Origin of the sequence: Methylobacterium sp. Leaf85 (assembly GCF_001422125.1) — a bacterium.
GTDB classification, from domain to species: domain Bacteria; phylum Pseudomonadota; class Alphaproteobacteria; order Rhizobiales; family Beijerinckiaceae; genus Methylobacterium; species Methylobacterium bullatum.
Genome location: NZ_LMME01000012.1, coordinates 117,363 through 141,737 on the forward strand (window position 1 = coordinate 117,363; position 24,375 = coordinate 141,737).

Sequence of the window (24,375 nt, forward strand, 5' to 3'; positions counted from 1 at the left end):
TACTCGACCCTCGCCGACGTCGCCCCCGGGATCGACACGTCGCCCCGCTTTCCCTCGGCGGCCCCGGATACCGTCATCGCCATCCCGGTCCGCAACGAGGCCGAGCGGATCGAGGCGTGCCTTCGCGCCATCGACGCGCAGGACGGCGTGCGGCCGGGCAGCCTCGGCCTGTACCTGTTCCTCAACAACTGCACCGACGGCACGGACCGGATCGTGGCGGACCTCGCGCAGGCGATGTCGATTCCCGTCCGCGTCCGGTGCGTCACGTTCGACGGCGCCCATGCCGGCTGGGCGCGCCGCGCCGCCATGGATGCCGCCGCCGAATGGATCGGCCCCGACGGCACGGCCGGCACCATCCTGACCTCGGACGCCGACAGCCGCGTCCCCACCGATTGGGTGGCCCGCAACCTCGCGGCCCTGGATGCCGGCGCCGACGCGGTGGCCGGGCGCATCCAGATCGACGAGGCCGAATGGGCGGCCCTGCCCAAATCCCTGCGCGCGCGCGGCAAGCTGGAGGACGCCTACAGCGATCTCCTGACGGAGCTGGAGGCGCGGATCGACCACGATCCGCACGATCCCTGGCCCTGCCACCGCACGACGATCGGCGCCACGCTCTCCGTCCGGCTCTCGGCCTACCGGCTGGTGGGCGGCATGCCGATGATCCCGCTCGGCGAGGACGGCGCCTTCGTGGCGGCCCTGCTCCAGCACGGGCTCCGGGTCCGGCACGCCAAGGACGTGGTCGTCACCGTGTCGGGGCGTCTGGTCGGCCGGGCGCCGGGGGGCGTCGCCGATACGATCCGGGCACGCTGCGAGATTCCCGACAGTCTCTGCGACGCCCGCATGGAAGCGGTGCCGCGGGCGCTCTACCGGTACCTGTGGCGCCGTCGCCTGCGCCGCCTCCACGCCACGGGGCGCCTGGCGACCACGCGGGCCTGGTCGCGCAGACTGGCGATCCCGGCGGCGGAGGCGGGCCGGATCGCCCAGCAGCCCCTCGTCGGCCTCGCCGTCGCCGAGATCGAGCGTGTCAGCCCCAAATTGGTCTACCGCCCCCTCGGGCCGAAGCAGTTGCCCCGCCATATCCGCGTGGCGTCCCTCGTCCTCGTCGTGCTGCGCGCAGGCGCGGCCCTGCGGAGCCGCCTGCAATCCCCCGCGCCCGCATCGCCCCTGCTGCCAGAGGCCAAGGCCATGGCGGGCGATCCCGTCTCACGCTGACGCTCTGAGACCCGGCCGGAGGCGAAGCGCTCAGATCGGCCTGCCGGCGATTCCGAGGCCGACCTTCTCGCCCGCCGGCGTGAGGATGCCGTGTTTCAGGATGGCATCCTCCAGATCCTCGAACGCGGCCGTCAGGTGGCTCTTGGCCGTGGCGATGGACGAGTCGCGGGGCCGGGGTCGCTCCGCCATCAGACCGGCGAGATCGTCGGCCCTTTCCAGGACGATGCGGTGAAGAGTTCGGATCGTGGCCTCGGGCTCGATGAACCGGAGGGTCGAATCGGTCCAGCGACGCAATTCGCCGGACAAGTCCTCGCTGGCCGAGGCATAGGCCTCGACCTTCCGCCGGGCATGCTCGAAACTGGTCCTGATGTCTTTGCGTAGCTGAGGCATGAGAGCGACTTCTTAGAACGTCGTCAGACAGGTGAGGGCTCGCCGCCCGTTCGGCGCGGCACCGGTTCCGTGCGGCCAAGCGCATGCGAGGCGGTTAGTCATGGTCGGCGTCGATCTGCCGTCGGGCCGCGTTCATCCGGACGACGCGCTGCGCCGTGGCGACGGAGAGGGCCTGGAACGCCTCCGTCATCCCCCGCATCACTTCGGGCGGCGTCTCCCGATCCGATTTCGAGGCCATGAACAGCTTCAGGATCTTCCAGCCGAAGCGCACCGAGCGGAGGAGGTAGAGCAGCGGCTCGTAGGAGGGCGCGTGATAGGCCTCGATGGCCATGGCGCTGGGAACCCCAGCGAGGCGGGCGAGCGCCACGAGCGCTTCCGTCTCGCGGCCCGAATCGAGCCAGCCGACGATGACGGTTTCGGTGACCTCGCCCTGGCGGAACTGGGCGCCCACGAACACCTCGGCCGCGAAGATGGCGCGGGCCGGATCGTCCGGGGAGGGCGGGGTCATACCGTGCCACAGGGCACCTTCCTGCGCCAGGATGTCGGGTACGTCGTCGCGGTCGCGAAGCCGCGCGGCGAGTTCCGGATCGGACAGGCTGCGGCCCACGAGCTGTCTGTAGCCGTCGAGGGAGAATCGCGCGCCGGGATTGCCCGCCACCGCACGCGATACTGTCGCGTCGCCCCGCTCGACGATGATGTCGGTGAGGAGCTCGATGAGGGTCTTGCGGCGCGTCAGGGCCAGGAGCTGGGGCTGGCCGCAGACCCGCGCGATCGCGGTGAGATCGTCGAGCGTCAGCAGCGTCGCCGCTTCGAGGGTCGGGACGGATACGGCGGCGGCGGGATCGAAGGCCAGGTCGCGAATCAGGCGCGGCGGCGCGTTGGCGATCGGGGCGATGCGGCGCGACAGGTCGCTTCTGGCGACCTCCTCCATCGACCGGGCCAGATGCAACATCACCATGTCGAAGGCGCGGACGTGGTCGGCGCCGAGACGCGGCGCGTATTCGGCGAATAGTGACGTCAGATCGTGCAGGATCGACTCGCGGCGCTCCGTCGAAGCCCCCGCCATGGTGCGGTCGAGTTGCTGAACGAGGGCTACGAGTGCGGTCGCCATGGGCGCTGATGTCTCCGGCCGACCTTGCGTGCCAGCAGGACCACGGGACGACGATACTGGTCGCGCCACCGTTAACGGGCGGTTCGTCCGGCCGGCTCGGCTTGCGGCCCGGTCGCCGTTCGGGAGGGCGGTGCGGCATAGAGGCCGTCGGACCGCCCTTCGTCGGTCGTTCCAAGGGCGGGCGCAACACATTGGAATTGTTCTGATATATCGATTCGGCAAAGAAGCGCCTTTGCATCGGCTGAGCGCTGGTTTACGCGCTAGAGACGATGCGCAAGATCACTCACTCCGCCCTGATTTCCGCCTCCCTGCTGGCCTTCGCAGCCCTGGGCACCGGCTTCGCCTCGGCCAAGGAGACGCCGATCGGCCCTCCCATGCTGAAGGACGGGCTGGAAGTGACGGCGGTCTATCTTCAGCCGATCGAGATGGACCCGCCGGACATGATGCGCGCCGCCGCGCAATCCGACATCCACCTCGAAGCCGATATCCGCGCGGCCAAGGACAACCGCAACGGCTTCGCCGAGGGCGATTGGCTCCCCTCCCTCGACGTAAGCTTCGAACTGACGAAGCTGGAGGGCGAGGCCGCCACGGGCCCGAAGGTGAGCGGCTCGCTGATGCCGATGGTCGCCAATGACGGCCCGCATTACGGCGACAACGTCAAGCTGAGCGGCCCCGGCCGCTACCGGCTCAAGCTCACCGTGGCCCCTCCCGGCAAGAACCAGCATTTCGGCCGCCACGTGGACAAGGAGACGGGCGTCGCCGAATGGTTCAAGCCCTTTGACCTGATCCAGGACTTCACCTTCGCCGGCACCGGCAAGAAGGGTGCGTATTGAGCCCCGTGATGCAGCACGTCCGCAGCCTCGCACTCGCCTGCGCCGTCATGGCGGCCGGTATCGGCTTTGCGTCGGCCAACGACATGCCGGTGATCAAGGTCGAGATGAAGGACGGCGTGATCATCCCCGAGATCATCGAGGTGCCGGCCAATACCCGCTTCAAGCTGGAGATCAGCAATACCGGCGCTTCGCCGGTGGAGTTCGAGAGCATGGAACTGAAGCGCGAGAAGGCCCTGGCCGCCGGCGCGACCTCGGCCATCGTGTTCCGCACCCTCGACCCCGGCACCTACGACGTGTTCGACGATTTCCATCCGGAAGCCAAAGCCAAGCTGGTGGCGAAGTAGCCCGATGGCGGCGAGCGTCTCGACGGACCTGCGCGAAGCCTGGATTGACCAGCGCCTCGCGGAACTCGGCCATTGGCTCCAGCGCCACGGCGGAATCATCCGCAGCGTGCAATGGGCCGTCGTGGCGGTCTATCTCGTCCTCGTGGCCGTGCCGGCCTTCCTGCCCCTGCCGGACCGCACCGCCCATCTCTGGAACAACCTGACGGTCCTCGCGCAATTCGCGTTCTGGGGCATCTGGTGGCCCTTCGTCCTCGTGAGCATGGTGCTGGTCGGCCGGGCGTGGTGCGGGGTCCTGTGTCCCGAGGGCACGCTCACGGAATTCGCCAGCCGCTGGAGCCTCGGCCGCGCGGTGCCGCGCTGGATCACCTGGGGCGGCTGGCCCTTCATCGCGTTCGCCGGAACCACCGTCTACGGCCAGATGGTCAGCGTCTACGGCTATCCGAAGCCGGTACTCGCCGTTCTGGGCGGCTCAACGGTGGCGGCAATCGCGGTGGGCCTCGTCTATGGCCGCAACAAGCGCGTCTGGTGCCGCTATCTCTGCCCCGTGAACGGGGTCTTCGCGGTGCTGGCCAAGCTGGCGCCGGTGAGCTTCCAGGTGGACCGCCCCGCCTGGGCCGCCTCCGATAAGCCGCAGGGCGCCGCCTTCAACTGCGCGCCCCTGGTGCCGGTGAAGACCATGCGCGGGGCCGGCGCCTGCCATATGTGCGGGCGCTGCAGCGGCTATCGCGGCGCGGTCCGCCTCGCCCGGCGCTCCCCGGCTTACGAGATCGTCCATGTGGCCGGCACCGAGCCGAGCCTCGAACAGACGGTCCTGATCCTGTTCGGCATGATGGGCCTCGCGGCCGGCGCCTTCCAATGGTCGTCGAGCCCCTGGTTCATCGACGCCAAGCAATGGCTCGCCACCTGGTTCATCGATCACGGCATGGTCTGGCCACTCGAGACCACCCTGCCGTGGTTCGTGCTCACCAATTACCCTGAGCACAACGACGTCATGACCCTGCTCGATGGCGGCCTGCTGCTGGCCTATATCGGTGCGGCGACGATCGTCCTGGGGGTGGGTCTCTCCGCCCTCGTGGCCCTCGCCACGCGCTGCCTCGGCCCCTGGTCCCCGTCGCGCTTCCACCACCTGACGCAGACGCTGATCCCCATTGCGGGATGCGGCGTCTTCCTCGGCCTCTCGGCCCTCACGGTCACCTTCCTGCGCGGGGAGGGGCTCCCGCTTCCCTACGTCGCCGAGATGCGGGCCGGGCTGCTCATCGGCGCGAGCCTGTGGAGCGCGTGGCTCGCCTGGCAGGTGGCGGGGCTCACCACCGGCGGATGGCGCCGGGCGGGCGCGACGGCCTGCATCGCCGCCGCCGCCACCCTGTCGGTCTCCGGCTGGGTGCTTCTGTTCTGGATCTGGTAGGGCGCTCACGCAGCCCGCCCGCGACATCGAAGGAAATCTCCGCATGATCGGAGCATTCGTCATCGCCTTCCGCGAGGTCATCGAAGCCGGCCTCATCATCGGCATCGTGCTGGCGGCGACGCGCGGCATCGCCGGGCGCGGCCGCTGGATCGGCCTCGGCGTGGTCGGCGGGCTTGCCGGCGCCTGCCTCGTGGCGCTCTTCGCCGAAGCGATCTCCGACGCGTTCGAGGGCGCGGGACAGGACATCCTGAACGCCGCCGTCCTCGCCACCGCCGTTATCATGCTGATCTGGCACAACACCTGGATGAGCCGCCACGGGCGCGAACTGGCGGGCGAACTGAAGGCCGCCGGAGAATCCGTGCGCCGGGGCGAGACCACATCCGCCGCCCTGGCCTTCGTCGTCGGCGCGGCGATCCTGCGCGAGGGCGCGGAACTCGTCCTCTTCCTCTACGGCCTCGTCGCCTCGGGCACGTCCGGCCCCGACCTGCAGATCGGGGCGCTGGCCGGGGTCGGCGCCGGCATCCTGATCTCGGCGGTGAGCTATTTCGGCTTGGCCGCGATCCCCACCCGCTACGTCTTCTCGGTCACCAGCGCGCTCATCATCTTCCTCGCCGCCGGCCTCGCCGCGCAGGCGGCGCAGTTCCTCACCAATGCCGGGCTCATCACCGTGCTCGACCGGCCGCTCTGGAACACCGCCAACATCCTGTCCGAGGGCAGCATGGTCGGCCGCGTGCTCCATGCCCTCGTCGGCTATACCGACCGCCCGACGGGACTGCAGGTCATCGTCTATCTCGGCACGATCCTGGTGATGATCGCGCTCATGCAATGGTCGTCGGCCGACAAGAGGCGGCGGACCCTGCGGACGGCGTGAACCGGGGAGGCGGACCATGCATGTGAACCACGATTCGGCGGCTCCGGCGGCGGCCCCGATCACGTTCGACCAATTCCTGGCCGTCGACATCCGGATCGGCACGGTGGTCTCCGCCGAGCCGTTTCCCGAAGCGCGCAAGCCGGCCCTCAAGCTCGTCATCGATTTCGGACCGGCCATCGGCGCCAAGCGCTCCAGCGCCCAGATCACCGAGCATTACCGGCCGGAGGATCTGGTCGGCCGGCAGGTCGCCGCGGTGGTGAACTTCCCCCCGCGCCAGATCGGCAAGTTCCTCTCGGAGGTCCTGACCCTGGGCTTCGCCGACACGAACGGCGCCGTCGTGCTGTTCCGCCCCGACCAGGCCGTGCCGGACGGAAGCCGCCTGTTCTGATCTCACCGCCGTTTGGCAGCGCCGGCGATCCAGGCCTCGAGGCGTGAGACGAGCGATGCGGGGTCGCCGCCGAGCGCCAGGATCTTCTGTCGCGCCGTATCCCCGGTGACGATGCGGATGTCGGACCGGCGCAGGTCCAGGGCCTCAGCGAGGGCGGCGATCAGCGCCGTGTTGGCGGCCCCCTCCACCGGAGGTGCGGCGACCCGCATCTGGACCCAGACGCGCCCGTCGGCGCCCTCCACGAGACCGTCGAGGCCGGTCCGACTCGCGCGCGGCGTCAGGCGCACGGCGAGCCGGACGCCCTCCCGCGTCGCCGTATAGGGGCGGTTTTCCGTCGAAGGCGGCATGATTCCCTGTCCGTGCATGGTCCGGGCCGGTTTCCCGCGAACCCAGTGGATTTTCCCGAGGCCCTCGCGGCGATGCGGTGTGATCGGCATTTCGCTGCAAAGGCCACGCCCGCGCCGGTCGAACGCGGATCATCGACACGCATTTTATATCCGCAGGGCTGTCCCGGCAGCCGTGTTGCATTAAGCTCCACCGCATCGTCACTGGAATGCGTTCATGTCCGATCTCCGCCTGCGCCGCAGCGTCCTCTACATGCCCGGCTCGAACCAGAGAGCCCTCGACAAGGCGAAGACCCTGCAGGCCGATGCCCTGATTCTGGACCTCGAAGACGCGGTGGGACCGGACGAGAAGGTGCTGGCCCGCGAGCAGGTCTGCGCGGCGGTGAAGGGCGGCGGCTACGGCGACCGCGAGCTCGTGATCCGCGTCAACGCTCCGCAGACCCCCTGGGGCGAAGCCGACCTGAAGGCGGCCATCGAAGCCCGTCCCGACGCCATCCTGATGCCGAAAGTGTCCTCGCCCGCGGTGCTGGAGAGCATCGCCAACCATCTCGAAGCCCTCGACGCGCCCGAGAGCATCGACGTCTGGGCCATGATCGAGACCCCGGCGGCGATCCTCAACATCCAGGACATCGCCAAGGCGCGGCGCGACCGGCGCACCCGGCTCACCTGCTTCGCCCTGGGGACCAACGATCTCGCCAAGGACACCTGGGCGCAGCTCGTGCCCGGCCGGGTGCCGATGCTGCCCTGGATGATGTTCACCCTGGCGGCCGCCCGCGCGGAAGGCCTCACCATCCTCGATGGCGTGTGGAACGACATCGGCGACATCGAGGGGTGCCGCACCGAGTGCCGCCAGGCGCGCGACCTCGGCTTCGACGGCAAGACGCTGATCCATCCCAACCAGCTCGAGCCGGCCAACACCTCCTTCGCCCCGACCGAGGAAGAGGTGCGCCGCGCCACCCTGGTGATCGAGGCCTTCGACAAGCCGGAGAACGCAAAGCGCGGCGCCATCAAGGTCGAGGGCCGCATGTACGAGCGCCAGCATATCAGCATGGCCCGCCGCGCGGTGAACTGGTCGGATTCCATCGCCGCCAAAGGGTATTGAGGCAGGTCGTCTCCTCCATGAACGGCGGAGAGAGCCCCCTCTCCCCGCAGGCGGGGAGAGGATCGCGGACACCTCGTCGTGTCCGCGATGAGCGGAGGCGAAGCCGGAGCGACGGTGAGGGGGCGATTCCGATGGTGTCTCATCCGACATCGTCCCCTCACCGTCGGCTACCGCCTCGACGCGCCGACGACAGGGTCGTCGCGTCCCTCTCCCCGCAAGCGGGGCGAGGGAATGCGCACCCCGTGCAATCGGGGAGGGGTGTGGGAACAAGGGATCGGGCGGCGGGATTGCCCGTCCATAGCGCTTCATCCCAACCAGCCCCGTCCCGCCTCCCTCATGAAAGCGGGACGGCTCGGTCGCGTGAACGGGTGAACGCGAGGCCTCCCGGTCGGGGGCCTGTCTCACCCCGTTTAGGACAGCACGCGCCTCATGAGCCCGATCCTCGAACCCTTCACCCTCGGCGACCTCACCCTCAAGAACCGCGTCGTCATGGCGCCGCTGACCCGGAGCCGGTCCTCCGACGAGGGCATCCCCCCGGATTTCGCGGTCGATTACTATGCCCAGCGCGCCAATGCCGGCCTGATCATCTCGGAGGCGACCAACATCTCGCCCCAGGCGGTCGGCTATGCGCTGACGCCGGGCATCTGGACCGATGCGCAGGTGGAGGGATGGAAGCCCGTCACCGCGGCGGTTCACGCCAATGACGGGCGCATCTTCCTGCAGCTCTGGCATACGGGCCGCATCTCGCATCCCGACGTGCAGCCGAACGGCCAGTCGCCGGTGGCGCCCTCGGGCCTGAAGCCCGAGGGCATGGCCTTCACCAAATCCGGCATGAAGCCGCATGAGACGCCCCGCGCCCTGGAGACGGACGAGATCCCGGGCATCGTCGAGGATTATCGGAAGGCCGCCGAGAATGCGAAGCGCGCCGGATTCGACGGTGTCGAGATCCATTCGGCCAACAATTACCTGCTCGAACAGTTCGTGCGCGATTCCACCAACAAGCGGACCGATCGGTATGGCGGCTCCATCGAGAACCGCCTGCGCTTCCCCCTCGCCGTGGTGAAGGCGGTGACCGAGGTCTGGGGCGGCAAGCGCGTCGGCATCCGCCTGTCGCCCGCCACCACGGAACCGGGTAAGACGCCGCTGGACAGCGATCCGAAGGCGACCTTCGGCGCCTATATCGATGCCCTGAACGCATTCGACCTGCTCTACGTCCACACGATCGAGGGCGTGACCCAGCAGACCCGCGACGTGCCGGACGAGGTGGATTTCGGCCAGATCCGCGAGCGTTTCCGGGGCGCCTATATCGGCAACAACCAGTACACGCTCGACCTCGCCGAGAAGGATCTCGCCGAGGGGAGGGCGGACCTGTTCAGCTTCGGCCGGCCCTATATCGCCAATCCCGATCTCGTGGAGCGGCTCCGCACCGGCGCACCGCTCGCCGAGGCTCCGAAGGCGTATTGGTATGGCGGGGGCGCCAACGGCTATTCCGACTGGCCGGGCATGAACGGCCCCGTCGCGTTCCGGCGCTGATGCCTCATCCCGGGAACTCGGTCCGGGGTGGACTACTCGCTTCCCGCACCTGCTCGACGGCTGTTCGCCCTATCCAAGAGGGTCCGACGTGAGGCGCCACGGGCTCCCTCTCCTGGAAGGAGAGGGGACCTGCGCTGCCCGCGAGATGTGTGAATATCGTAGCCAAGGTGGAACGGTGGGCCTCAGCCCTTCGGTGAGGGCTCGCCACCTTGCGCCTCGGCCTGCTCGCCACCGGCATTCGCCGGTTGCGGCACCGACATCTCCGGGTAGCGCTTGCGATATTCCTTCAGGAAGGCCTGGAGGGTCTCCGCCTTGGTGGCCCGCTGCGCGATCTCGCGGAAAGCCTGGCTCCGCACCGCGTTCGGCTGGGTGAGCAAGGCGAAGGTGCGGGCGTCGGCGCTCTCGGCCATGGGCTCGGCGAACTTCGCCCTCAGGCGCTCCAGCCCGAGGGACTCGTTCGACAGGCCGTAGGCGATGGCCGAGCGGATGATGTCGGAGCGCATGGCATCGTCGAGGGGTTTGCGCAGGCGCCAGGCCTCGCCGACCATGGCCTCGTGCGCCTCGCCCGCCTCGCGCCAGCGTCGGCCGCTCCAGAGAATGTCCGCGCGCAGCCGCTCCACGTCGGCGCCGGTCTCCGCCTCGATGGTCTCCAGGGCGAGATCGGTGCGCGACAGGTCGGACAGGGCGCGCGCCCGGATGAGCGCGCGGGCACGGCGCAGATCCTCGGGCAATTCCGGCTGATAGGTGGCGTCGATGACCTGGAGCGCCTGGAGCGGCTTCTCGTCCATCATCCGGATGGTCGCCAGCCGCGCGGCGACGCTGGCGCGGGCCGGGCCGGTGAGACGGTGATCGACCTGATGCTGCAGCAGTTCACCCGCCGAATCGAGCAGGTCGAGTTCCACCAGCTTGTCGGCGAGGCGGCGCACGATCTCGTCGCCGCGCCGGCCGATCGGCGCGAAGTCCTTGAAATCGAAATACAGCGCCAGCGCCTCCACGCCGGACATCCGCGCCCCCTTCTCGGAGAGGAAGAGGTCGTCGAACAGGTCCTGGGCGCTGTCATGGAGCTCGCGGCTGATCGCCGATCCGGGCGCCAGCGCATCCGCCTTGCGCGAGGCGGCGAAAGCCTGGCGCCAGCGCCCGGCTTCCATGTTCAGCTTGGAGAGCCCTGCGATCGTCCTCTGCTCGATCTCGTCGCCATGCCAGGTGAGGAGGAGCGTTTCCAGCCGTTCGATGGCCTCGGCCACCGGCATCTTGCCGAGGGCATGGGCGAGGACGGTGCCGCGCAGGGTCGCCACGGCGGCGGTGGGCCGGTCCGCCGTGTCGGACAATCGCTGATACGTATCGAGCGCCGCGCTCGTCTGGCCCGTCACCTCGTCGATCCGCGCACGCAGGAAAGCCAGGCGGTCCGAGACCGAGCGGTCGGACGCGCGCGCCTGCGCGGTGGTGATCTGCTGGCTCGCGGTGGCCCAGTCGCCGGTCTCGATGGCGGCCTCCGCCGCAACCGAGCGAAGCAGGCTCTGCAGGTCGTCGGGATAGCGCTCGATGATGGCCGCCGTGTCCCGGAACGCCGTATCGGCGATGGGCCAGCGCCCCGCCTTGGCATCGAGATAGCCCTTCCACAGCCGCGCCTCCGGGTCGGCCCGCAGGTATTCGGAGTCGAGGGCCTTCCGCGCATCGGCGTAACGGGCCATCTGCGCGTTCGCCACGGCGGTGAGGATGGCGAGTTCGCGCTGTCCGGCCATCACCGGATCTTCGCTGGCCGCCACCTGAAGGACGCCGAGGGCTTCCAGGCCGAGCCCGTTGGCGAGCATGCTCCGCGCCAGGGCGAGCCTCAGCGGCCCGCGCGCCGGGCGCGGCGCGTCGACCACGGCGTTCAACTGCTCCCGCAGGTTCTCGCCGATATTGCCGCTCCGCGCCGCGTCCCAGGGCTGGCGCTCGATGGCGAGATCGCTCACGGCGGTGAGGGCCGGTTCGGCCGGGCGCGCCACTCCGGAGACCGCCATGCCGCCTTCGCGGGCGATCACGACGCCGTCCATGTCCGGCCGCACCAGCAGATCGTCGGCCTTGGCGAGGACGGCGACGCCCTGGCGGCTCGGCAGCAGCTCGAAATCCACGAAGGCCTGTCGCTTGGGGATGCCGGCGGGCTTCGGGCCATAGCCGGTCACCACGCCGATCCGCTCGCCGCCCCGCTCGATCCAGGTCGCTCCACCGGGGTGGGGCAGGCGGATGCCGATGCCGATGCGGCCGCTCGCTTCCGTGTTGCGGATCGCGGACAGCGTTTCGCTCGCCGACAGATTCTCACCGGCCACGAGTTCCCAGCCGGTGGGCGCATCCGCATCGCCGATGGGGACGAGATCGAGGAGCCGCTCGCGGGGAACCTTGAAGCTCAGGGAGACGAAGGCACCCTGCCGCCGGGGCTGACTGACGAGATCGAAGACCGGATCTCCGGGGGGGACGGCGACCGTCTCGGGCGTCTCGAAGACCAGGGTGGCGATGCCGGCCCGCTCGAACAGGGCCGCCGCCGGCTGGCGCTGGAACGGAAAGGCGAGGCCGGGTCCGGCCGGGCGCAGGACGACGGTCTTCTGCGGAAGAGTGGGCGCCGGCATGCCGGCCGGTTTGGCCTGCGCGGCGCTCACCGGCGCCGTCGCGGGTTTGGACGATGCGTCCCCCGCCGCGGCCTTCACGTCCGCCGCGGATGGCTTGATATCCGAAGCTTTGGCATCCGGGGGCGCGGCCTTGCGGAAGACGTCCAGCGTCACGCCGTCCTCGTCCCGTCCGGTGCGGATCTCGTAGCCGGCGGCGGGCGTCACCAGCAGGCGGGCGCCCTCACCGTCGTTCTCGACGGACAGAGCCTCGATGGCGGGCTTGGTGCGCCCACGGGGCGCGAGGTCGTCGATGCGCCAAGCACCGGGAATCGTCAGCCGCGTCGCCAATCCGGCCTCGTCGAACCGCGCGGTCGTCTCCGGTGCGAGCCGCAGGCTGAGCCGGGTCAGGGTCGGCAGGCGCGAGAGTTCGAGGGGCAGGCGCTTCGGCTCGATGACGGGCTTGGCCGCGCGCATGGCGGCTTCCGCGATCTGCGCCCGGCGGACGAGTTCGGCCACGATCTCGGGCGGCAGCGGAGGAGGGAGCCCGGACCAGTCTTCGGGCAGCAGGTCCACGAAGACGTGTTCGCCCGCCGTCTGGACGTTGAGGCGATACGGCTTCTGCAGGGCGATGCGCAGGCCGGTCCCGTCGGGGTCCCGCCGGACCATGGTGACGAAATCGGGGATCTCGCCCGCGATCTTCTCGGGCGCCGAGGTGCTGGGCTCACCGAAATTCACCAGCAGGACAAGGCCGGAGATCCGGGCCTTCACCGGAACCGCCGAATCGAACGTCATGGCGATCCGGGCGTAGCGCCCGACCTGGTTCGCCTTCAGAGTGAGGAGGCGTGCCGCCTCGGCCTCGCTGCCCGAAACCAGCGTCCCGCCGAGGATCGAGGTCGCGATGAAGCCCGCCATGAGCCGGCGCCGTCGTCTCGCGATTTCGGCCCCCATTCCCATCGAACGTCACGCCACACCGGATTGCCCGGAGAATCCGAAACCGATTCCCGCGACACGCTACACCGCCGGCGAGTCTCCACTGTCGAGGCTAACGCCCGCCTAACGCCCGCTCGGCGCGATGTCTCGAAACTGCGCGCCCCCTGGATTCCCCCCGGAACGATGGCCTTCCGCCGATGTCCGATCAAAAAAACCCCGCGCCGGCTTTCGCCGGGCGGGGAGGTGTTCAGAAGGACCTTCCTTGGGAGGAAGACCGCAACTTTACCATGTGACATCCCACATTTACCACATCGGGAAACGGACATGTCCACTGCCGAGGCGGCTCGCGCGTCGATGTCGCGGGCCGGGTGGAGGGCGGCCCGCCCGACGCCGGGCGGCGACCGAAGAGCGGTTCCGGCCTACATCCCGCCGGTTCCGCCGCTGCCGCCACCGGCGCTTCCGGCCCCGGACCGGCGCGAGGGCTGGCTGGAATTGCCGCTCGCCGCCGAACTGTCCCGCCCGCGACGGCCGCCGGTGTTGTTCGAGAGGTTATGGGTTCCAAATCCGCGCTTGGAATGGCGCGAGCGCGCATTGGCGGAGGTCGTCATCTGCGCGAGGGCGAGCGACGACACGGCGAGGGCGCAAAAAGTGAGGGCCAAGGTCTTCATAAATTCTCCTGTCGATCCGGTGGGCCAACGCCAGAACGACCCGGAATATCCATGACGGAAGAACGAAGACCGCGACGGTAAAGACCCCGCCCGGCGCGAACCGGACGGGGGGAAGTCAGACAATCCCCCTCGGGGCGGAGGGTATGGGATAGACGCCCGACCCCAGCCAAATCATCCCCGAAACGGGCAGGCCGCAGATGTCGCACCACCCCCGGCCGTGGCCGCCCTAGATAGAGGGGTCACTCGACGGAGCCGGAAACCGATGTGGTATCTGTACGGCGCCGTTCTTCTCGCGGGCATCGCCAACGCCGTGCAGGCGGGACAGAACGGCGCTCTGGCCAAGAGCCTCGGCGGATCCCTGAGCGCCGGCCTCGTCGTCGCGGCGGGAACGGCCGCCTGCATCACGCTCGCCGGCCTCGTCTCGGGCAAGCTGACCCTGCCGTCCGCCGCCCAGGTCTTGGACGTGCCCTGGTGGGCCTGGTTCGGCGGCGTGCTCGGGGGCGGCATCGTCGTGGCGCAGCTCATGGTGGCCCGCCAGATCGGGGCCGCCCCGTTCCTCGGAATGCTGGTGACGGCGGGCGTCGTCACCTCGATCCTGCTCGATCATTTCGGCTGGATCGGTTTCGAACGCCACCCGGCGACCCTGTGGCGGATCGCAGGCGGTCTGCTGATGATCGCAGGCGTCGCCCTCGTGGCGACATTCTAGTCCGCCGGGCTGAACCGTTTCCACGGTGTCCGCCGTTATAGCGCTACTCTCAACCAGGAAGACCCATGCACCGTTACTTCCCCGTCCTCATCGCCGTCGTCGCGATCCTCGCGGTCGGGATCCTGTATGCCTTCGTCCGCAACGGCGACACGGCGCATACCGCCCCCGTCCAGCAGACGGCGCCGCGCTGATGCGACGCCTGATGCCCCTGGTGCTGCTGGGTCTCGTCGCGATCCTCGCGGTGATCTGGGTGGGCGTCTGGAATTTCGAGGCGCTTCGCACCGAGCGGGCCGAGAATGGCGGAGCCCCCGCCGTCCCGGCCTGCGATCCGAACAACACGGTCGGCAAGGCGATCCTGCCGAACTGCCCCGACGCGTCCATCACCGCGACGCAGAAGCGCTGACGCCCGCGCGGCCCTCCGCTCGATCTTGCCGGAGCACTCAGTCCGGCGGTTGGATCGGGAGACCACCCGACCCCGTCATTTCTTGACGACGAGCCCCGGAATGATCGTGCCGGTCTCGCCGAAATTGGCGACGGCCTTGGCGCAATTGGCCGGCACATCCTTGCCGTAGACATCGGCATAGGCTTTGACCCGCAGGATCAGCTCGCCGCCCGCCAGGGCGTCCGGCTCGATGCCGAGGCCGCGCACCACCGTCTTGAACGTCTCGTAGTTCGGCTTCGATTCGGGGCAGGAGGCCGAGACGAACTGGAGCAGCCCGGCGAGCTTGGCGGCGGTGTTCTTCTGCCGCTCCTCCTTGGTGTCCGGCGGCGGGGGCGCATCCGGCGCGGGCTGGGCGGCGAGGGGAGCCGTCAGGGTCCCCAACAGGAGCGAGGCGAGCACGATCTGCTTCATGGGTGGCGTGTTCCTACCTGTCTGTCCCGTCGCCCGACTGTTTGCCGTCAGTGCGAGAGTGCGCTGGCCCTCGCGAGGGCGGCACCGAAGCCGTTGAGCGGCACGGTGATCGTCGTGGGTTCGGTGGCGTCCTGCTTCGGGGCGAGGATGAGCAGGTTCTTGGCGGTCTTCATCGTGTCGGTGGCCAGGGTCGGCAGGCTCACCGGCACGAGGCAGCCTTCCGAGCTGCAGGTGTAATAGGGCGCGCCCTTGCCGAGAACCGCGTCGTCGATCTTGAAGCTCAACCCGGCCTCGATCTGGAACCCGAACGGCATCAGGATCAGCCCATCGGTGCGATCGTTCGCGGGCGGCTTCAACTCGATGGCGAATTCGCGGCGGTTCTCGCGCTTCGAGCCCTGGGCCTGCACCACCGAGCAGATCGAAACCTGGTTCTCGCGGGAGCAATTGATGCTCCAATCGCCATAGCTCTCGCTCAGCGCACTGGCGCCTTCCGGCCAGATCGCCTTGGCCGGGGCTACGGCGGCGGGCGCAGCGGCGACCGGGGCGGGGGCTTTCGGCGCGGGCTTCGGCTTCGGCTTGGGTTTGGGCTTCGCCGGCGCGTCGGAGGCGGCCGGTGCGTCCTGCTCCGGCGCGGCCTCCTGCGCCGAAGCACCGTTCCAGGCGGTGATCGCGGCGAACGACATCACGCCGACCACGGGCAAAACATGTCTCCAACGCATCGAGCGGGCATCCGGCATTCGAACGAAATCAGACCTGCCGCCTAGCCCTCCCGGCCCGCGAGCGCAATGGACCCGCCGGCATCGCGATTCGTCGCCCACCGGCAATCCGACCCGGCCGTCCTTGCCGAATTTGCCCGCGAGCCCCGTCTACCCCGCTCGACCGTCCGGGTCAGCGACGCCTGTCCTGGCCGCCCTGGTCGATGGCCGGCAGCTCGTTGGGGCCGAGCCCCATGACGACGGGCTGCTGCGTCGGCGTCTGGCCGCGCGCGCGGTTGGCGAGCGCCACGGTGAGCTTCTCGGCGGGTTCCGACTGCATCAGCGCCAGCACGTCGGCCATCTTGCGCGGATTCATCGCCAGGACGATGGGCACCAGCACGTCGAGGGAGAGGCGATCGAAGACGCGGGCGGCGTCCTTCGGCTTCATCGTCTCGTACATGGTGACGATGTTCTTCAGGCCCATCCTCTCGGCATCGGCCTGCTGCGCGGCGGCGCCGTCGGGCCTGTCCTCGTTGCGCTTGAGATCCTTGACGCCCTCTTCGAGCTTGCGCTCGGCGGTTCCGAGCATCTGCTCGCGCAGGCTCAGGGTCTCGTCGCGCTGCTTGAGGGCGTCGCGCCGGGCCGAGAGCTTTTCGAGGATGGCGCGCTCGCTGGCCGGCATCGGCTCCGGGGGAGGCGGGGGGCGCGGCGCGGGCGGCTCCGGTTCGGCCGCGGGCTTTTCCGGTTCCTTGGGCGTCACGGACCCGGTGGTCTGCGGGTCCGGCAGTTCGTAATTGGTCCGGGCCTTGGCGAGGACCCGCGCGAACTCCGGCAGCTGCGCGTCGGCCGAGGCCGGGCTCGGCCCCAGATCGTCGACGGCGATGGCGCCGAGCTTGAGCACGAGGAGGCCCACGGCCGCCAGCGTCACCGCATCGATCAGCCGCAGCTTGTAGGGACGCGCCTGTGCTGCACCTTGCCGGCCGGTGCGGAGTTTTCCCAGGCGGGTCTGTCCCGCGCGGACGAGGGAGCGGGGCGTCGTCATGCGGCGCGGCTCCGCAGGCGGCCGAGCGCCCGCTCGGACATGGCGAGGGCGGCGGCGGCGGCGGCGCCGAGGCGCTCACCGTTGGGGCTCGACGGCGCGGCCTTCGCGTCCCCGGCCTCCACCGGCGCGGCGCGGATCTCGGAGGGGCGGATCTCGACGGGGGGCACCACGGCCACCCGCGAGGGCTGCGAATGGGAGACGATGGCGGAGATGCGGGCGATCACGGTCTCGCCGGCCTGGACGTGGGCGGAGAGGTCGGCGGCGTAGCGCTCCGCCGTGCCGAGGCGGTCGGCCAGGGTCCGGTCGCACTCGTCGAGGGTGGCGCGCAGGCCGATGATCGCCCGCTCGGCGGTCGAGCTCGCCACCACGAGATCGCCGATGGTCTGGCGCAGGGCCGCCTCGTCGGCCTTCATCCGGGTGATGCGCCGGCTGAGGCGCACGGACGAGACGATGCTGGCCACGAGGAGGATGGCGACGAGGACGTCGGCGGCGAGGGTGACGAGGAGGCTCATGCGCGGGTCACCCGTCGTTGCGGTTGTTCATGGAGGCCTCGAAGGCCTGGAACGTGGTGCGCGAGCGCCGGAGCGGCCGCGTGAGTTGCACCGAGATGTTGTCGTCGACACGGCCGATGCGGCCCTGCGTCAGGGCCCAGTCACCGCAGCGGACGTTGACGAGGTCGGTGGGCTTGGTGTCGAACATCAGCGTGTCGCCGACCTTCAGTGACAGCACCTTCTTCAGAGGCAGCATCATCTCGTGGAGGACCGCCTCCATGGTGGCGTCGGCCTGCCAGATCTCGGTGGCGAGGTGGCTTTCCCAGGTGTGGTCGCGGCCGAGCTTCTCGCCCATGAAGCTCTGCATGAGCAGTTCACGGATCGGCTCGATGGTGGCGTAGGGAAACAGGATCTGGAGCTGGCCGCCGCGGCCGTCCATGTCGAGCTTCAGGGTGATCAGGATGGCGGCGTTGGCCGGCCGGGTGATCGTGGCGAAGCGCGGGTTGGTCTCGATCCGGTCGATGCCGAAGCGCACCGGGGAGAGCGGCTGGAACGAGAGTTCTAGATCGCTGAGGATGATCTCCACGAGGCGCCGCACCAGCTGCATCTCGATGGTCGTGAACGGACGCCCGTCGAGCCGGGTCGCCGAGCCGCCGCGCTTTCCGCCCAGCAGCAGGTCGAGGGTCGAGTAGGCCAGGTTCGATTCCACGGTGACGAGGCCGGAATTCTCCCAGGCATCGGCCCGGAAGACCCCGAGCAGGGTCGGCAGCGGAATGGCGTTGAGATAATCGCCGAAGCGGACCGAGGTGATGTTGTCGAGGGTGACCTCGACGTTGTCCTGGAAGAAGTTGCGCAGGCTGGTCGACAACAACCGGATCATCCGGTCGAAGACGATTTCCAGCATCGGCAGGCGTTCGTACTGGACGACGCCCGAATCCACGATGGCGCGGACACCGCCGGCGCCCGAGGCCGACAATTCGCGCAAGGAGAAGCCGAGGACGCCGTCGATCTCGTCCTGGTTCAGGATGCGGTCGTTGCCGGCGAGTTCGGGGAGATTGTCGGTCTCCCCGTCCTCGATCATCGTCGCCCATTCGGCGGCGACGTCGCTCGCATGCGTGCTCGTGCCCTGCTCGGCCAGTGCCGCGCCCCACTCGTCGGCCAGCGAGGTCTCGCCGCCTTCGGCGTTCTGCGCGATCAGGGCGGCTGCCCAATCGTCCTCTTCGACCTCGTCTTCGGGACCTGCCATGACCGTCTCGACACCGATGGGGGGGTTACTGGACGATCACGTCCTTGAAGAGCACGGCCTCGGCCCGTGCCGGATGGATCGCGACATTGACCCGCCGGAGCAGTTCCTCGCGGAGCCGGTACAATCCGGCCGAGCCGGCGAGGTCGCTCGGGCGCAACTCGCGCATGTAGACCTGGAAGGTGTCCTCGATGCGCGGCATCAGCGGCTTCACCTCGCCCTCCACCTTGGCGTCCTTGAGTTCGAGGGATACCTTGACCTTGGCCGTGCGCGGCTTGTCCTGGCCGGGCTCGTTGGCGAGGTTGACCACCATCTCGCGCACTTCGAGGAAGACCAGGGGCTTCTTCACCTCCACGGCGGCGTGATCGTCGCCGCCCTTCTTCTTCATCATGAAGAACCCGCCGCCGCCGGCCAGCACCAGCACCGCCGCGCCGATCATGATGATCTTCTTCTTCCCGCCTTTAGGGGCTTCGCCTCCGGCGTCCTCCCCGTCCGCGGCGGGGGCCGTCTTGGGCTTCTTGGCCATGGATCGCCCCCATCGAATCTCGTCCCAGGGTGCGACCGGCGCTGAGCCCCCGCGACCCCGTGGAGGGATGTATCCAAGGTTACGGTTAACGTCTCGTTAAGGCGGCAAAACCTGCCGGGTGGTTCTTGCCGCGGGGATGCGGCGGGAGGACGATGCGACCGGCCTCTCTTCGCCACAAAATATTGATTTCACTGATCTTTTTAGATTTTTTGGAGATGGCACGGGCCGTGCGGGTAACCTTAACGTCGCCGCAGCCCAAGGCTTATTCGATCCATGCAGAACGCGCTGTTTGTCGGAGTCTCCAGTCAGGTCGCCCTGCAGCGTGAGCTCGACGTGATCGCCAACAACATGGCGAACGTCTCCACCACGGGCTTCAAGGGCCGCAGCTCGCGGTTCCAGGAATACCTGATGCCGGTGGCGAGCGCCGACTCGTTCCATCGGCCAGACCGGCGCGTCTCCTACGTCATCGACCAGGGCACGGCCCTCGACCTCGCCCAGGGACCGATCGAGCAGACGGGCAATCCGCTCCACGTCGCGGTGCGCGGCGAGGCCTTCCTCGTGGTCCGCACCCCGAACGGCGACCGCTACACCCGCAACGGCGCGTTCGAGACCGACCCCCAGGGCAATCTCGTCACCAGCGACGGCTACGCCGTGCAGGGCGAGGGCGGCCCGATCCAGATCAACGCCCAGGAGACCGGCCTCTCCATCGGGCCGGACGGCACGGTCTCCACCAATCTCGGCATCCGCGGTCGCGTGCGGATGGTGACCTTCGCCAACCCGCAGGCGCTCACCAACGAGGGCGCCAACCTCTACGGGTCGGCGGCGGCTCCGGTGGCCGCCGGCATCAACGGCCGCCTCGAATCGGGTGCCCTCGAACGCTCCAACGTCAAGCCGGTCATCGAGATGACCCGGCTGATGGACGTGAACCGCACCTACACCATGGTCTCGGGCGTGATCTCGCGCCTGGACGAGTTGCGGGGCACGGCGATCCGCCGCCTCGCCGACGTCGCGTAAGGAACCCAGGCGATGCGCGCCCTCTACGCAGCCGCCACGGGCATGGCGGCCCAGGAACTCAACGTCCAGGTCATCTCGAACAACATCGCGAACCTGCGCACCACCGGCTACAAGCGGCAGACGGCCCATTTCCAGGACCTGCTCTACCAGAACCTGCGCCGGGCCGGCTCGTCCACCTCGGACCAGAACACGCAGCTTCCCGCCGGCCTCGCCCTCGGGTCGGGCGTGAAGACGACCTCCACCGCCCGGACGATGTCGCAGGGGCCGCTCGCCTCGACGGAGAAGGAATACGACGTCGCCATCCGCGGCGAGGGCCTGTTCCGGGTGACCATGCCCGACGGCCGCACCGCCTATAGCCGCGACGGGTCGTTCGACCTCTCGGCCCAGGGCCAGCTCGTCACCCGCGATGGCTATCTCGTGGATCCGGGCATCACGGTGCCCAACAACGCCACCAGCGTCACGATCAGCGCGCAGGGCTCGATCCAGGCGACGGTGCCGGGGCAGACCGCGCCGCAGAATCTCGGCCAGTTCCAGCTCGCCCGCTTCGTGAACAAGGTCGGCCTCGAATCCATCGGCGACAACCTGTTCGTCGAGACCGCCGCCTCCGGCCCCGCCATCAACGGCCTGCCGGGCTCGGAGGGCTTCGGCAACCTGCAGCAGAGCTATCTCGAAGAGGCGAACGTCAACGCCGTCACAGAGATCTCGTCGCTGATCGCGGCGCAGCGTGCCTACGAGATGAATTCGAAGGTCGTCACGGCGGCCGACCAGATGCTCTCCACGACCTCGCAGATGTTCCGCGCCTGACGGTTCGTCCGGCCTGACGTTCCCGCTTCGCCTCTCCGTTTCAGCCCGCCTCCGAAAGCGTCGCGCCATGTTCGCCCTGAGACAGATCCCCACCGCCCAGCCGCGCCGCGTCGGCACGCTCACGCCCGGCATCGTCGTGCGCACGTTCCTCGCGCTCGCGGCCCTCGGCTTCATGACGGTCCAGGTTCTCGCCGAGGAGCCCGGCCAGCGACTGCGCCTGCGCGGCGACGTCACCGCGCGCGGCGATATCCTGACGCTGGGCGATCTGGTGGAAGGGGCGCCGGCGGATCTGGCGCGGCGCCCGCTGTTCCGCGCCCCGGCGCTCGGCGCGTCGGGGACGATCCAGGCCCGCCGCATCGCCGATGCGGTGGCCCCCCTCGGCCTCGGCGAGATCGAGACCGGCGGCCGGAACCAGGTCTCGGTGCAGCGTGCCGCCCGGCGTGTCGGCCCCACGGAGATCGAGGCGGCGATCAAGCGCGTGCTGGAGACGGCCTACGGCCTCGACCCGCGCAACCTCGCCCTGCGCCTCGACGGCGAGAACACCGTCCTGCTGGCGCCCCTCGACCTCGACGGGCAGGCGGCGGCCCTCGACGTCACCTACGATCCGCGCCTGAAGCGGGTCGCCGCCCTCATCACCCTGGGCGAGCGCCAGGCCTCCCTGCGCGTCGCCGGGTTGGTGCAGGAAATCCGCGAGGTCCAGATCCTCTCCCGCACGCTCAACCGCGGCGACACCGTGACGGCCGGCGACGTCACCGTCGAGCGCCGCCCCCGCGAGGCGACGCCCCCGGATGCCCAGGCCGGGTCGGTGGTCGCCGTCGGTCAGATCGCCCAGCGCAGCCTGAGCGCCGGCTCCATCCTCCGCTCCGGTGACATCGCTCAGGCGGATCTCGTCCAGCGCGGCGAGGCCGTGACCATCGTGTTCGATTCGCCCGGCCTCAACCTCTCCCTGCGCGGACAGGCCAACGAGAACGGACGTCTGGGCGCGGCGATCACCGTCACCAATCCCGTTTCCAAGAAGACCCTCGCCGCCACCGTGATCGGCCCCGGCCGCGTCTCGGTCAGCTCCTCCGCCAGCATCGGCCGCCAGGCCAGTGCGGCGTTCGACGCCGGCCGCTGACACCGCCCCGATCCTCACGAGAAAAGCTGGCTCCCATGACCAACCGCTCCATGACCGTCCGTTCCATGCCCCTCATCAAGACGCCGCTCTCCCTCGCGGCGATCCTGCTGGCCTGCTCGGCCCTGGGCGCCTGCAACACGGTGGACCGGCTCTCGCAGGTCGGCGCCACCCCGGCGCTCTCCTCCATCGAGGATCCGACCTCGCAGCCGGGCTACCGCCCGGTGCGCCTGCCCATGCCGGACGTGCAGCCCGTCTCCTACGCACCCAATTCGCTGTGGCGGACGGGATCGCGCGCCTTCTTCAAGGATCAGCGCGCCGCCCGGATCGGCGACCTCGTGACGATCAAGGTCAACGTCACCGACAGGGCCAACCTGAACAACGAGACGAAGCGCTCCCGCTCCAACGCGGAAGGCATGGGGCTCCCCAACGCGTTCGGCCTGGAGAGCAGCGCTGCCGTGGCCGCCGCCGGGATCAGCCCGGACAAGCTCCTCGCCGGGACGTCGACCTCGTCGAGCGATGGTTCGGGCTCGGTCCAGCGCAACGAGACGGTGACGACCAACATCGCCGCCATCGTCAATCAGGTCCTGCCCAACGGGAACCTCGTGGTGGAGGGCAAGCAGGAAATCCGCATCAACTTCGAGGTGCGCGAACTCATCGTCGCCGGCGTGGTGCGGCCGGAGGATATCGAATCCGACAACACGATCGATTCCTCCAAGATCGCCCAGGCCCGCATCGCCTATGGCGGCCGCGGCCAGATCACCGACGTGCAGCAGCCCCGCTACGGCCAGCAGCTCGTCGACATCCTGCTGCCGTTCTGAGGCTGAGCCAGTTCGCCCGGACGGTCTTGGGTTCTGCGTCGTGGAACCTGCACATGCTGGGCTACGATAGTCACAGATCTCGCGGGCAGCACGGGTCCCCTCTCTTGGAAGGAGAGGGAGCGCGCGGCGTCTCAGGTCGAACCGTCTTGGATAGAGGAACGGCCGTCGAAGAGAGGCGTGGACCCGGTGCCTTCCGAGCTAGGGAACGCGCGCGGCCCGCAAGATCGACGACGGTGCGTGAATAAATCCCGTCGACCAGCCCAGAGGGACCGTCCCGGTCAATGCTCGGTACCGGGCCGGTTGGGGCGCGGTGCGGTTCCGTGATTGTCGACGAAGGCCGAGCGTTCGGGGTCGTTCTTCAGCTTGGCGACGCGGGCGCGCTGCCACAACGCCACCCCGACGACGAGCGCGAAGGTTGCGAGGGCAAGCACGAGGATCAGAACTTCATTGTCCATGTCGGGATCCTTGATCGACGCGACGTCGTATCAGTAATCGTGACAACAGGACGAAGGTTCCGGGCGAGCAATTATCGTTTAAGGCCAAGCTTCTGTTGAATGCTCGGCGAGGTATTCAGGATCTAGAACTTCAGGGGCGACCGCCGAAACCTGTCACGACCACCGGCGGTCGCGACAGGTCCGTTCGATGGGCTACACCATCGACGCTACTCGTCGCGATAGACGCGCTCGCGCCGCTCGTGGCGCTCCTGCGCCTCCAGCGACAAGGTTGCGATGGGACGGGCGTCGAGGCGCTTCAGGGAGATCGGCTCGCCGGTCTCCTCGCAATATCCGTAGCTCCTGTCCTCGATCCGGGCCAATGCCGCGTCGATCTTGCCGGTGAGCTTGCGCTGGCGGTCGCGGGCCCGCAACTCGATCGCCCGGTCGGTCTCCGACGAGGCCCGGTCGGCCAGATCCGGATGATTCTCGTTTTCGGTCTGAAGTGCCACGAGCGTATCCTGCGCTTCGCGCAGAATGTCGGCTTTCCATCCCACCAGCTTACGGCGGAAATACTCACGTTGCCGCTCGTTCATGAACGGCTCGTCCTCGGACGGCACGTAACCGTCGTCGATCTTGACTGTCGCCATCCTCGCCCCTTCGCAAGTCCGTCACAGCCGGTACGCGGCGATGTTTCGCGTGCCTATACTTGAGGGCGCCCGACACTACAACGCACCCGTTGGTCCTACCCCCCTCGGATTCGGTGTTGCGTGCCCCCTGCGACAAACACGCAACGGGTGCATCCGCCAGGCGACACCCCGAGACGAACGCGCCGCGCTTGGCCTTCGGGCGGAAACCAGGCCGGATGGCGGTGCGAAGCCCCGTCGCATGGCGGTCGAAAACCCGTCGGATGGCGGTG

At 69.0% G+C, this 24,375-nt stretch carries 28 protein-coding genes; 15 read left to right on the forward strand and 13 right to left on the reverse strand.

The window, feature by feature from the left end; all coding sequences use genetic code 11:
* Positions 1–30: 30 nt before the first annotated feature.
* The gene (locus tag ASF08_RS09265; RefSeq protein ID WP_056144719.1) at positions 31–1,212 is read left to right on the forward strand and encodes a glycosyltransferase; all 1,182 of its coding nucleotides are present in this window, start codon (positions 31–33) and stop codon (positions 1,210–1,212) included.
* 30 nt (positions 1,213–1,242) lie between these two features.
* Here ASF08_RS09265 and ASF08_RS09270 read toward each other — a convergent pair whose 3' ends face one another.
* Positions 1,243–1,602 carry a hypothetical protein gene (locus ASF08_RS09270; RefSeq protein WP_056144139.1) on the reverse strand — a complete coding sequence of 120 codons (360 nt, stop codon included), beginning with the start codon at positions 1,600–1,602 and terminating at the stop codon, positions 1,243–1,245.
* Between the two features lie 94 nt (positions 1,603–1,696).
* A complete protein-coding gene (locus tag ASF08_RS09275) occupies positions 1,697–2,713 on the reverse strand; it encodes a DUF2336 domain-containing protein (protein WP_056144143.1) in 1,017 nt (338 codons plus the stop codon).
* 269 nt (positions 2,714–2,982) lie between these two features.
* Between ASF08_RS09275 and ASF08_RS09280 the strand changes: the two genes are divergently transcribed.
* The 5 genes from ASF08_RS09280 to ASF08_RS09300 are packed head-to-tail and all read left to right on the forward strand — an operon-like array spanning position 2,983 to position 6,554.
* The gene (locus ASF08_RS09280; RefSeq protein WP_018042582.1) at positions 2,983–3,546 is read left to right on the forward strand and encodes an iron transporter; all 564 of its coding nucleotides are present in this window, start codon (positions 2,983–2,985) and stop codon (positions 3,544–3,546) included.
* 8 nt (positions 3,547–3,554) lie between these two features.
* Positions 3,555–3,890 carry a cupredoxin domain-containing protein gene (locus ASF08_RS09285; RefSeq protein WP_056144148.1) on the forward strand — a complete coding sequence of 112 codons (336 nt, stop codon included), beginning with the start codon at positions 3,555–3,557 and terminating at the stop codon, positions 3,888–3,890.
* Between the two features lie 4 nt (positions 3,891–3,894).
* Positions 3,895–5,295 (forward strand): 4Fe-4S binding protein, encoded by a 1,401-nt coding sequence (locus tag ASF08_RS09290; protein ID WP_056144150.1) that lies wholly within the window; start codon positions 3,895–3,897, stop codon positions 5,293–5,295.
* Positions 5,296–5,338: 43 nt separating this feature from the next.
* Positions 5,339–6,166 (forward strand): FTR1 family iron permease, encoded by an 828-nt coding sequence (locus ASF08_RS09295; protein ID WP_056144153.1) that lies wholly within the window; start codon positions 5,339–5,341, stop codon positions 6,164–6,166.
* Positions 6,167–6,182: 16 nt separating this feature from the next.
* Positions 6,183–6,554 (forward strand): tRNA-binding protein, encoded by a 372-nt coding sequence (locus tag ASF08_RS09300; RefSeq protein WP_056144155.1) that lies wholly within the window; start codon positions 6,183–6,185, stop codon positions 6,552–6,554.
* 2 nt (positions 6,555–6,556) lie between these two features.
* On the opposite strand, the gene ASF08_RS09305 is transcribed toward ASF08_RS09300, so the two are convergent.
* Positions 6,557–6,901 (reverse strand): DUF167 family protein, encoded by a 345-nt coding sequence (locus tag ASF08_RS09305; protein ID WP_056144722.1) that lies wholly within the window; start codon positions 6,899–6,901, stop codon positions 6,557–6,559.
* 214 nt (positions 6,902–7,115) lie between these two features.
* On the opposite strand from ASF08_RS09305, the gene ASF08_RS09310 reads away from it, so the two are divergent.
* Positions 7,116–8,000, forward strand: a complete 885-nt coding sequence (locus tag ASF08_RS09310) for an HpcH/HpaI aldolase/citrate lyase family protein (protein WP_056144157.1) — start codon at positions 7,116–7,118, stop codon at positions 7,998–8,000.
* Between the two features lie 429 nt (positions 8,001–8,429).
* Entirely contained in the window at positions 8,430–9,533 is a 1,104-nt protein-coding gene (locus tag ASF08_RS09315) for an alkene reductase (RefSeq protein ID WP_056144160.1), read from the forward strand.
* Positions 9,534–9,715: 182 nt separating this feature from the next.
* On the opposite strand, the gene ASF08_RS09320 is transcribed toward ASF08_RS09315, so the two are convergent.
* Positions 9,716–13,030 carry a hypothetical protein gene (locus ASF08_RS09320; protein WP_082473139.1) on the reverse strand — a complete coding sequence of 1,105 codons (3,315 nt, stop codon included), beginning with the start codon at positions 13,028–13,030 and terminating at the stop codon, positions 9,716–9,718.
* Positions 13,031–13,467: 437 nt separating this feature from the next.
* Entirely contained in the window at positions 13,468–13,716 is a 249-nt protein-coding gene (locus ASF08_RS09325; RefSeq protein ID WP_056144164.1) for a hypothetical protein, read from the reverse strand.
* Between the two features lie 262 nt (positions 13,717–13,978).
* On the opposite strand from ASF08_RS09325, the gene ASF08_RS09330 reads away from it, so the two are divergent.
* From ASF08_RS09330 to ASF08_RS09335, 3 genes are all read left to right on the forward strand, one after another.
* Positions 13,979–14,422 carry a DMT family transporter gene (locus tag ASF08_RS09330; protein WP_056144166.1) on the forward strand — a complete coding sequence of 148 codons (444 nt, stop codon included), beginning with the start codon at positions 13,979–13,981 and terminating at the stop codon, positions 14,420–14,422.
* A gap of 65 nt (positions 14,423–14,487) precedes the next feature.
* Positions 14,488–14,613, forward strand: a complete 126-nt coding sequence (locus ASF08_RS25990; protein WP_018042593.1) for a hypothetical protein — start codon at positions 14,488–14,490, stop codon at positions 14,611–14,613.
* The gene (locus ASF08_RS09335) at positions 14,613–14,825 is read left to right on the forward strand and encodes a hypothetical protein (protein ID WP_026175717.1); all 213 of its coding nucleotides are present in this window, start codon (positions 14,613–14,615) and stop codon (positions 14,823–14,825) included. The genes ASF08_RS25990 and ASF08_RS09335 overlap by 1 nt, the downstream gene beginning before the upstream one ends.
* Before the next feature lie 75 nt (positions 14,826–14,900).
* Here ASF08_RS09335 and ASF08_RS09340 read toward each other — a convergent pair whose 3' ends face one another.
* From ASF08_RS09340 to fliL, 6 genes are all read right to left on the reverse strand, one after another.
* On the reverse strand, positions 14,901–15,275 hold the full coding sequence (locus ASF08_RS09340) for a hypothetical protein (RefSeq protein ID WP_056144167.1): 375 nt from the start codon (positions 15,273–15,275) through the stop codon (positions 14,901–14,903).
* A gap of 47 nt (positions 15,276–15,322) precedes the next feature.
* Positions 15,323–15,994 carry an invasion associated locus B family protein gene (locus tag ASF08_RS09345; RefSeq protein ID WP_156465607.1) on the reverse strand — a complete coding sequence of 224 codons (672 nt, stop codon included), beginning with the start codon at positions 15,992–15,994 and terminating at the stop codon, positions 15,323–15,325.
* Positions 15,995–16,163: 169 nt separating this feature from the next.
* Positions 16,164–17,012, reverse strand: coding sequence for a MotE family protein (locus tag ASF08_RS09350; protein WP_244474490.1), 849 nt, complete (start codon positions 17,010–17,012; stop codon positions 16,164–16,166).
* Positions 17,009–17,524, reverse strand: a complete 516-nt coding sequence (locus ASF08_RS09355; protein WP_056144174.1) for a DUF6468 domain-containing protein — start codon at positions 17,522–17,524, stop codon at positions 17,009–17,011. The genes ASF08_RS09350 and ASF08_RS09355 overlap by 4 nt, the downstream gene beginning before the upstream one ends.
* 7 nt (positions 17,525–17,531) lie before the next feature.
* Complete coding sequence (fliM, locus tag ASF08_RS09360) at positions 17,532–18,749, reverse strand: flagellar motor switch protein FliM (protein ID WP_018042601.1); 1,218 nt, start codon at positions 18,747–18,749, stop codon at positions 17,532–17,534.
* Positions 18,750–18,774: 25 nt separating this feature from the next.
* Positions 18,775–19,272, reverse strand: a complete 498-nt coding sequence (gene fliL / locus ASF08_RS09365) for a flagellar basal body-associated protein FliL (RefSeq protein ID WP_056144178.1) — start codon at positions 19,270–19,272, stop codon at positions 18,775–18,777.
* Positions 19,273–19,545: 273 nt separating this feature from the next.
* Between fliL and flgF the strand changes: the two genes are divergently transcribed.
* From flgF to flgH, 4 genes are all read left to right on the forward strand, one after another.
* On the forward strand, positions 19,546–20,286 hold the full coding sequence (gene flgF / locus ASF08_RS09370; protein WP_018042603.1) for a flagellar basal-body rod protein FlgF: 741 nt from the start codon (positions 19,546–19,548) through the stop codon (positions 20,284–20,286).
* A 12-nt stretch (positions 20,287–20,298) separates the two neighbouring features.
* The gene (gene flgG / locus ASF08_RS09375; protein ID WP_018042604.1) at positions 20,299–21,090 is read left to right on the forward strand and encodes a flagellar basal-body rod protein FlgG; all 792 of its coding nucleotides are present in this window, start codon (positions 20,299–20,301) and stop codon (positions 21,088–21,090) included.
* A 67-nt stretch (positions 21,091–21,157) separates the two neighbouring features.
* Positions 21,158–22,207 carry a flagellar basal body P-ring formation chaperone FlgA gene (gene flgA / locus ASF08_RS09380; protein WP_056144190.1) on the forward strand — a complete coding sequence of 350 codons (1,050 nt, stop codon included), beginning with the start codon at positions 21,158–21,160 and terminating at the stop codon, positions 22,205–22,207.
* Between the two features lie 65 nt (positions 22,208–22,272).
* Positions 22,273–23,025, forward strand: a complete 753-nt coding sequence (flgH, locus tag ASF08_RS09385) for a flagellar basal body L-ring protein FlgH (protein ID WP_056144728.1) — start codon at positions 22,273–22,275, stop codon at positions 23,023–23,025.
* A gap of 278 nt (positions 23,026–23,303) precedes the next feature.
* Here the strand turns inward: flgH and ASF08_RS25305 are convergent, their stop codons facing one another.
* Entirely contained in the window at positions 23,304–23,480 is a 177-nt protein-coding gene (locus tag ASF08_RS25305) for a hypothetical protein (RefSeq protein ID WP_187273287.1), read from the reverse strand.
* Between the two features lie 206 nt (positions 23,481–23,686).
* Positions 23,687–24,106, reverse strand: coding sequence for an RNA polymerase-binding protein DksA (gene dksA / locus ASF08_RS09390; protein ID WP_018042608.1), 420 nt, complete (start codon positions 24,104–24,106; stop codon positions 23,687–23,689).
* Positions 24,107–24,375 lie beyond the last annotated feature (269 nt).